This is a genomic window from Verminephrobacter aporrectodeae subsp. tuberculatae At4, from assembly GCF_000193225.1.
GTDB classification, from domain to species: domain Bacteria; phylum Pseudomonadota; class Gammaproteobacteria; order Burkholderiales; family Burkholderiaceae_C; genus Acidovorax; species Acidovorax aporrectodeae.
In genome coordinates this window covers 1-7,742 of sequence record NZ_AFAL01000704.1, presented here as the reverse complement: position 1 = coordinate 7,742, position 7,742 = coordinate 1, and the positions used below count along the sequence as shown (strand labels likewise).

Below are 7,742 nucleotides of genomic sequence, written 5' to 3'. Positions count from 1 at the left end.
GCTTGGTATTTGCGTGCGCTGCCGGGCGGCGCGGCGTTTCGGCAGCGCGTCATTGCGCTGGACGATTGCGCCGCGCAGTGGCAGGCCGTGGACGGCTACCTGGACGTTCTGGGGCAACGTATGGACCGGCTGCCCGCTGTCGTTGATGCGGGTGCAGACATACAACAATGGGAGAGAGTGATCGCATGAGCAAGAGACACATAGAAGAATGCGTGCGCGATAGCCTGCAAGGCTACTTTCGCGATTTGGGCAGCGAGACACCCGATGACATGTACGACATGCTGGTGCGCGTGGTGGAAAAACCGCTGCTCGAGGTGGTGATGACGCATGCCAACTACAACCAGTCGCGCGCTGCGGAATGGCTGGGCCTGAATCGCAACACCCTGCGCAAGAAGCTCGTCGAGCACAAGATGATCTGACGGGAGCACCTCTCCCCCGAGGGGGGCTACCCGGGGCTTGGAAAAATCGGTTTGGCGGCGTCCCTGGCTTGGGGACTGCGCCTGTTTTCCTTCAAACCTTTCGCACCGCGCCATGAATGCACTCCTTTCCGTCTCGGATAAAACCGGCATCGTCGAATTCGCGCGGGCCCTGCACGCGCGGGGCATCAGGCTCCTGTCCACGGGCGGAACCGCCAAGCTGCTCGCCGACCAGGGCCTGCCCGTGACCGAGGTGGCCGAAGTCACGCGCTTTCCCGAAATGCTCGACGGCCGCGTGAAGACGCTGCACCCCGGGGTGCACGCCGGCCTGCTGGCGCGGCGCGAATTGCCCGGGCATATGGCGGCGCTCGCGGAGCAGGGCATCGCCACCATCGACCTGCTGGTGGTCAACCTCTACCCCTTCGAGTCCACCGTGGCGCAGGCCGACTGCACGCTGGCGCAGGCCATCGAGAACATCGACATCGGCGGCCCGGCGATGGTGCGCAGCGCGGCGAAGAACTGGCGGGACGTGGGCGTGCTCACCGATTCCTCGCAGTACCCCGCCGTGCTCGCGGAACTCGAGGCCGGCGGCGGCTTGAGCGACGGGCTGCGCTTTGCGCTGGCGGTGGCGGCGTTCAACCGCATTGCGCAGTACGACGCGGCGATCAGCGACTACCTCTCGGCGGTGGTCTTCGACGCCGCCAAGCCCTTTGACAGCCATGTGCCGGTCCGCGTGCAGTTCCCCGGCCAGAGCAACGCCATCTTCACCAAGTTGCAGGACCTGCGCTATGGCGAGAACGCGCACCAGCAGGCTGCGCTGTACAGCGACCTGCACCCCGCACCCGGCGCGCTGGTCACGGCCGAGCAGTTGCAGGGCAAGGAACTGTCGTACAACAACCTCGCCGACGCCGATGCGGCCTGGGAATGCGCGAAGAGCTTTGACGCTGCGGCCTGCGTGATCGTCAAGCACGCCAACCCCTGCGGTGTGGCGCTGGGGAGCGACGCGCTGAGCGCCTATCGCAAGGCGTTCCAGACCGACCCGACCAGCGCCTTTGGCGGCATCATCGCGTTCAACTGCCGGGTCGATGGCGCGGCCGCCCGGCAGCTGAGACAGCAGTTCGTCGAAGTGCTGCTGGCCCCTGATTTCACCGAAGAAGCGCTCCAGGTCTTGCGCTCCAAGGCGAATTTGCGCCTGCTGCGGATCGTGCTGCCCGCCGCGGGAGCCGGGTGCAACGCGATCGACGCCAAGCGCATCGGCTCCGGCCTGCTGCTGCAAACGGCCGACAACCATCGGCTGTTGCCCGGCGACCTGAGGGTCGTGACGCACAAGCAGCCCGGCCCCGAAGCGCTGCAAGACCTGCTGTTCGCCTGGCAGGTCGCGAAGTACGTCAAGAGCAACGCCATCGTGTTCTGCAAGGACGCAATGACCGTGGGCGTGGGCGCGGGCCAGATGAGCCGCCTGGATTCGGCGCGCATTGCCAGAGTCAAGGCGCAGCACGCCGGGCTGACGCTGCAGGGAACGGTGGTGGCGAGCGACGCCTTCTTCCCTTTTCGCGACGGCCTCGACGTGCTCGCCGACGCGGGCGCAGTCTGCGTGATCCAGCCCGGTGGTTCGGTGCGCGACCAGGAGGTGATCGACGCGGCGAACGAGCGCGGCCTGGCCATGGTGTTCACGGGCGTGCGCCACTTTCGCCATTGACGGCGACGGCTGCGCCGCAGCCCCGGTTTGCGCGCAATCCAGCGCCGGGCGCTGGCCGGCGCTGCTTTCTCAGCTACTGCCTGGATAGCTCCCGGAACACCTCGTGCGCCGCAGCCACGGTCTGTGCGATGTCATCCGCGCTGTGCGCGGCGCTCACGAAACCGGCCTCGTACAGCGCCGGTGCAATGCAGACGCCGCGCGCGAGCAGGCCGTGGAACAAGCGGTTGAAGCGCGCGCCGTCGCTCCTGAGCACCTGCGCGTAGTTGCGCGGCAGTTCGGGCAGCAGGAAGAAGCCGAACATGCCGCCCTCGCTGTCCGCGCACAGGGCCACGCCCTCGGCCGCCGCGGCGCCCTCGAGGCCCTCGACCAGCGCGCGGGTGCGCGCCGCGAGTGCGGCAAAGAAACCGGGTTCCTTGATCTGGCGCAGCGTGGCCAGGCCGCAGGCCGTGGCGACCGGGTTGCCCGACAAGGTCCCGGCTTGGTAGACCGCGCCCGAAGGAGCGAGGTTCTCCATGATCGCGCGCGGGCCGCCGAAGGCCGCCAGGGGCATGCCGCCGCCGATCACCTTGCCCAGCACCGTCAGATCCGGCTTGAAGCCCGGGATCTCCCGGGCGTACAGGCTCTGCGCGCCGCCCAGGGCCACGCGAAAACCGGTCATCACCTCGTCGAAAACGAGCAGTGCGCCATGCTGCGTGCACAGCTCGCGGCAGCGGCGCATGAAGGGCACGCTGGCACGCACCAAGTTCATGTTGCCGGCGATCGGCTCGATCACCAGGCAGGCGAGCTCGCTGCCGTGCAGGGCGAAGGCCTGCTCAAGCTGCTCGATGGCGTTGTATTCCAGAACCAGGGTGTGTTGCAGCACTTCGGGTGGAACGCCGGCGCTGGTGGCGGTGCCCAAGGTCGCCAGGCCCGATCCGGCCCGGACCAGCAGCGCGTCGGCGTGGCCGTGGTAGCAGCCTTCGAACTTGATGAATTTGCTGCGCCCCGTGGCGCCGCGCGCCAGGCGGATGGCGCTCATTGCGGCCTCGGTTCCCGAACTCACGAGGCGGATCATCTCCATCGACGGCAGCAGGCCGAGGATCTCCTCGGCGAGTTCCAACTCGCGTTCGGTGGGGGCGCCAAAGCTCAGGCCATCGCGCGCGGCCTGGTGCACGGCCTCGAGCACGGCCGGGTGCGCGTGCCCCAGGATCATCGGCCCCCAGGAGCCGATGTAGTCGATGAAGCGCTGGCCGTTGGCGTCCCAGAGCCAGGCGCCCTGCGCGCGCCGGATGAAGCGCGGCGTCCCGCCCACGGCCCGGAAGGCCCGGACCGGTGAGTTCACGCCACCGGGAATGAGCGCTTGGGCGCGCTCGAACAGCGCAATGTTCAGATCAGTGTTTGGTGTCATGGGGGGGCATCACGAAGCCTTCGATGGTCTGCGCTTCGTCGATGGTAGCGGCTTCCTCCTCGTCGCCGTCGTCAGACTGGGCCCAGAACATGCGGTCCGGAACGATATGCCCCATTCCGGGGCGGAAACCGGCGCTCAGGCAGCGGTCGAGGTAGCTCAGCGCTTCGCCGGTGGCTTCGCCCAGGCCGTTGCCGCTGGCCACCAGGGCCGTGAGCGCGGCCGACAGCGTGTCGCCCGCGCCGCAGAAGGTGGCGTCGAAGAGCTCGTACTTGCCGCTGCCCAGCACCTCGTGGGGCGATGCGAGCACGTTTTCGACGAACTGCTCGGGCAGGGGAATGCCGGTGACCAGCGTGTAGGGCACGCCCAGTGCGGATGCGGCCCGGGCGATGTCGCGCGCGCAGGGGCTGCTGCTGCCGGTCCAGTCCGGCAGCAGCCAGCGCCACAGGGTGCTGTGGTTCCCAACCAACACCGAGGTTTGCGGCAGTAATAAATTCTCAAAGGCATCCATGTACGCGTCGATCAACTCGTCGTGCCACCAGGACAGGTTGGGCATGTAGGCAATCACCGGGACCTCGTCGTAGTCGGTCGTGATCCTGGCGATGGCGCTGATGTTCTCCGGGCTGCCCACGAAGCCGATCTTGATGGCCTGCACGGGAAGGTCTTCGAGAACGGCCTGCGCCTGGTCCGTCACCGCCTCGTCGTCGAAGCTGAAGTGATCGAAAATCCCGGTGGTGTCGCGCTCATAGGCGCCGGTGACCACCGCCATCGGGTGCCCGCCGACCGATGCAATGGCCGTGATGTCCGCGGTCAGTCCCCCCGCGCCGCTGGGGTCGCTGGCGTTGAACGTGAGCACACAAGCCGGACTCGTTTCCTGCGCGGCGCCATCTTCAGGGACTATGATTCCAGAAGGAGGGGAGGGGGCTTGGGTGGCCATGGACCGGGTCCTGTGCTGAGGGTTCGAAGGGGTTGCGGAAGTTGCTGGCTGCGGAGATAACTGAATACAATCGTTAATCCGCAGATTCTATGTGAAGGCCCTTCAAGCTGTGATCGCCCCTAAAACCTGGATGTGCTTGATTTGTGGTTGGATTTATGATGAGGCAGCCGGTTCGCCTGAGCATGGCCTGGCACCGAACACGCCATGGGAGCAGGTTTCGATGAATTGGACTTGCCCGGAATGCGGTGCCCGCAAGGAAGATTTCGAGATGATTCAGATTTGAAGAGCGGTTCCTTATCGTGTTGTTTATTTTCCACGAGGGAGTGGTAACAATTGACTACAACAAACGCATCTTCCAATGTGTTCAAGGTACTTGTGGTGGACGACAGCAATACCATCCGCCGAAGTGCCGAGATTTTCCTCAAGCAGGGAGGGCACGAAGTCCTGCTCGCCGCTGACGGTTTCGACGCCTTGGCCAAGGTCAACGATTACCAGCCCCAGCTGATATTCTGCGACATCCTCATGCCCAAGCTCGACGGCTATCAGACCTGCGCCATCATCAAGCGCAATGCCCGTTTCTCGCATACACCGGTGGTGATGCTTTCGTCCAAGGACGGGGTGTTCGACAAGGCGCGCGGGCGCATGGTCGGCTGCCAGGAGTATCTCACCAAGCCATTTACCAAAGACCAGCTGTTGCAAGCAGTTCAGCAATTCGGAAATTCCCAATAAGGAGCAATTCAATGCCTATCCATAAAATACTGATCGTCGACGATTCAAAGACGGAATTAATGTTCCTGACGGACATTCTGCAGAAAAAAGGCATGTTGGTACGCACCGCAGAAAATGCCGAAGAGGCTTTTCGCCGGCTTGCCGAAGACAAGCCCGATCTGATCCTGATGGACGTGGTAATGCCCGGACAAAACGGTTTTCAGCTCACGCGGGCCATTTCCCGCGATCCGTTGTACGCCGACGTACCCATTATCATGTGCACGAGCAAGAACCAGGAAACGGATCGTGTCTGGGGCATGCGGCAGGGCGCGCGCGGCTATATCACCAAGCCGGTGGATCCCGCCGAATTGCAGGCCAAGATCGACTCTCTGAACTGAATTGCAGCGCGCTCATGGCCAACCGCGAAGTCCTGCGAGAGTTCCAAGCCCGGCTTGCCGAGCGCCTGCAGGCGGCAAGGGGCGCGGGTGCGTCCGTTTCATCCTGGCTGGCCGTGGAGTCCGCCGGGAATTTCTATTTGCTGCCGCTGGGACATTCGGGGGAAATTTTCCCTTGGGTTTCGATCCAGGCCGTTCCCTATACCCAGCGCTGGTTTCTCGGCGTTGCCAATTTGCGTGGCGGTCTGGTCGGCATCGTGGATCTTGCGGGTCTGATGGGTTTTGCGCCGCACCGCACCGAGCAGTCGCTGGCGGATGCCAGTCTGCTGTCCTTCAACGCCGCGCTGGAGGTGAACGCGGCGTTATTGGTGGATCGCCTGACGGGTTTGCGCGGAACCGATGCCTTCGTTTCATCCGAACCCCCCGCAGAAAATTCGCCCGCGTTCTTTGGCAACACCTATATCGATTCCAACGGCGCCCGCTGGCAGGAGCTGAATTTGCAGATTCTGGCCCAACACCCCGTTTTCCTGAATATCAGTGCTTGAGTATTTCTCTGTAAGGCCGCACCATGTCCGTCGTCAAATTTGGAAAACTGTTCAATCAGAAACCCGCCTTGCCGGACACTGGCGCCGCGGATACCGGAATTGGGCACAAGCCACATCCCCCCGGGGCCATGCGCAGTGCGCAGGACGGCGCGGATTCGCGTCCCCCGGAAGCGGCCGCGCCGCAGGTGGATCTCGTCTCCCTGCCCCTGTTCGGGCGCTCGACCGTCACCGCGCACCAGCGCCGCTTGCTGGCGCTGCTGACGCTGGCGGTGGTGGCGCTGGTGTTGATTTCCGGCTGGGTGCTGCGGCAGACCGACCGCGTCGCCCAGCAACTGACGGCGACCGGGCAGTCGCTGATGCAGTCGCAGCGTCTGGCCAAATCGGCGTCTCTGGCGATGCAGGGCAGCCCGCAGGCCTTCACCGATGTGCAGGACAGCGCGGGCGTGCTGGCGCGCAATGTGCGCGCTCTTGGCGCGGGCGATGAGAAATTGGGCGTGCAGTCCCTGGGCGATCCGTTCAAGCCGGAACTGGGCACGGTGAATCCGCTCGTGGAGCGGGCCGAGCGCAACGCCGGCGTCGTGCTGGGCCAGCAGAAAGTTCTGCTGCAGGTCAGCGATGCGCTGCGCAGCATCAACCGCCAGTCGTCCGACCTGCTCGAAATCGCGGAAACGGTCTCGTCGCTGAAACTGCAGCAGAACGCGCCCGCCGGTGAAATCTCTGCCGTGGGTCAGATGGTGATGCTGACCCAGCGCATCGGCAAGTCGGCGAATGAATTGAACAACGTGGAAGGCGTGGGTACCGAGGCCGTGTTCCTGCTGGGCAAGGACCTGAACACGTTCCGGGAAATCATCCAGGGTCTGCTCGATGGCAGCCCCGAACTGCATCTGATGGCCACCCGCGACGAGCAGACGCGCGAGCAGTTGCAGGCGCTGCTCAAGTTCTACGAACAGATACGTTCCGAGGCAGGCCCCGTTCTGAGCAACCTCCAGGGGCTGGTGTCCGCGCGCGAGGCGCAGACGGCGATCAACGTCGAGAGCGAGCCCCTGCGCCGCGGGCTCGAAACCCTGCAGGACAAGCTGTCCGCGCAAGCCGGTTTGGGCGTTGCCGAACTCGTGGCGCTCGCGCTCGCAGCGCTGGTCGCGCTGCTTTGCGGTATCGGGATTGCGCGCGTCCAGTTGCTCGACAGCCGGGCACGCCAGGCGGTTGCCGAAGTCCAGCAAAAGGACGCGCGGCGCCAGGAGCAGGACGCGCGGCGCCAGGAGCAGGAGGCCAAGCGCATCAACGACGCCAACCAGGCCGCCATTTTGCGTTTGATGAACGAGCTGCAGGTGGTTGCCGAAGGCGACCTGACGCAGGAGGCCACGGTGACCGAAGACATCACCGGCGCCATTGCCGACTCGGTGAACTACACGGTGGAAGAGCTGCGCCAACTCGTGGGCAGCGTGCAGAGCACGGCGACCCGGGTGGCGCAAACCACGGCGCTGGTGGACAACACCTCGACCGAGCTGCTGGCCGCGTCCACCGAGCAACTGCACGAAATTGGTGAAACCGGCCGCTCCGTCCTGGACATGGCGACGCGCATCAACGAGGTCTCGACGCAGGCGCAGGAGTCGGCCACCGTCGCCCGCCAGTCGCTGCAGGCGGCGGACTCGGGTCTG

At 64.8% G+C, this 7,742-nt stretch carries 9 protein-coding genes and 1 pseudogene; 8 read left to right on the top strand and 2 right to left on the bottom strand.

What is annotated here, in order from left to right; translation table 11 throughout:
- The 3 genes and pseudogenes from VTU_RS0120040 to purH form a co-directional block, all read left to right on the top strand.
- Positions 1 to 189, top strand: a pseudogene (locus VTU_RS0120040) (tRNA dihydrouridine synthase DusB); the annotation flags it as partial.
- Entirely contained in the window at positions 186 to 419 is a 234-nt protein-coding gene (locus tag VTU_RS0120035) for a helix-turn-helix domain-containing protein (protein ID WP_010107890.1), read from the top strand. The pseudogene VTU_RS0120040 and the gene VTU_RS0120035, both read left to right, overlap by 4 nt.
- A 112-nt stretch (positions 420 to 531) precedes the next feature.
- Positions 532 to 2,115, top strand: a complete 1,584-nt coding sequence (purH, locus tag VTU_RS0120030; protein WP_010107888.1) for a bifunctional phosphoribosylaminoimidazolecarboxamide formyltransferase/IMP cyclohydrolase — start codon at positions 532 to 534, stop codon at positions 2,113 to 2,115.
- A gap of 73 nt (positions 2,116 to 2,188) precedes the next feature.
- On the opposite strand, the gene hemL is transcribed toward purH, so the two are convergent.
- Positions 2,189 to 3,502, bottom strand: coding sequence for a glutamate-1-semialdehyde 2,1-aminomutase (gene hemL, locus VTU_RS0120025; RefSeq protein WP_010107886.1), 1,314 nt, complete (start codon positions 3,500 to 3,502; stop codon positions 2,189 to 2,191).
- Entirely contained in the window at positions 3,486 to 4,436 is a 951-nt protein-coding gene (gene thiD, locus VTU_RS0120020) for a bifunctional hydroxymethylpyrimidine kinase/phosphomethylpyrimidine kinase (protein ID WP_029554592.1), read from the bottom strand. Before thiD ends, hemL begins: the two co-directional genes overlap by 17 nt.
- 109 nt (positions 4,437 to 4,545) lie before the next feature.
- On the opposite strand from thiD, the gene VTU_RS31970 reads away from it, so the two are divergent.
- The 5 genes from VTU_RS31970 to VTU_RS0120000 form a co-directional block, all read left to right on the top strand.
- Positions 4,546 to 4,719: a rubredoxin gene (locus VTU_RS31970; RefSeq protein ID WP_010107882.1), complete on the top strand. Its 174-nt coding sequence runs from the start codon at positions 4,546 to 4,548 to the stop codon at positions 4,717 to 4,719.
- 50 nt (positions 4,720 to 4,769) lie between these two features.
- Entirely contained in the window at positions 4,770 to 5,165 is a 396-nt protein-coding gene (locus VTU_RS0120015; RefSeq protein WP_029554591.1) for a response regulator, read from the top strand.
- An 11-nt stretch (positions 5,166 to 5,176) separates the two neighbouring features.
- On the top strand, positions 5,177 to 5,542 hold the full coding sequence (locus tag VTU_RS0120010) for a response regulator (RefSeq protein ID WP_010107876.1): 366 nt from the start codon (positions 5,177 to 5,179) through the stop codon (positions 5,540 to 5,542).
- 14 nt (positions 5,543 to 5,556) lie between these two features.
- The gene (locus tag VTU_RS0120005; protein ID WP_010107874.1) at positions 5,557 to 6,084 is read left to right on the top strand and encodes a chemotaxis protein CheW; all 528 of its coding nucleotides are present in this window, start codon (positions 5,557 to 5,559) and stop codon (positions 6,082 to 6,084) included.
- A 23-nt stretch (positions 6,085 to 6,107) separates the two neighbouring features.
- The coding region (locus VTU_RS0120000) for a type IV pili methyl-accepting chemotaxis transducer N-terminal domain-containing protein (RefSeq protein ID WP_010107872.1) at positions 6,108 to 7,742 on the top strand (1,635 nt) is incomplete at its 3' end.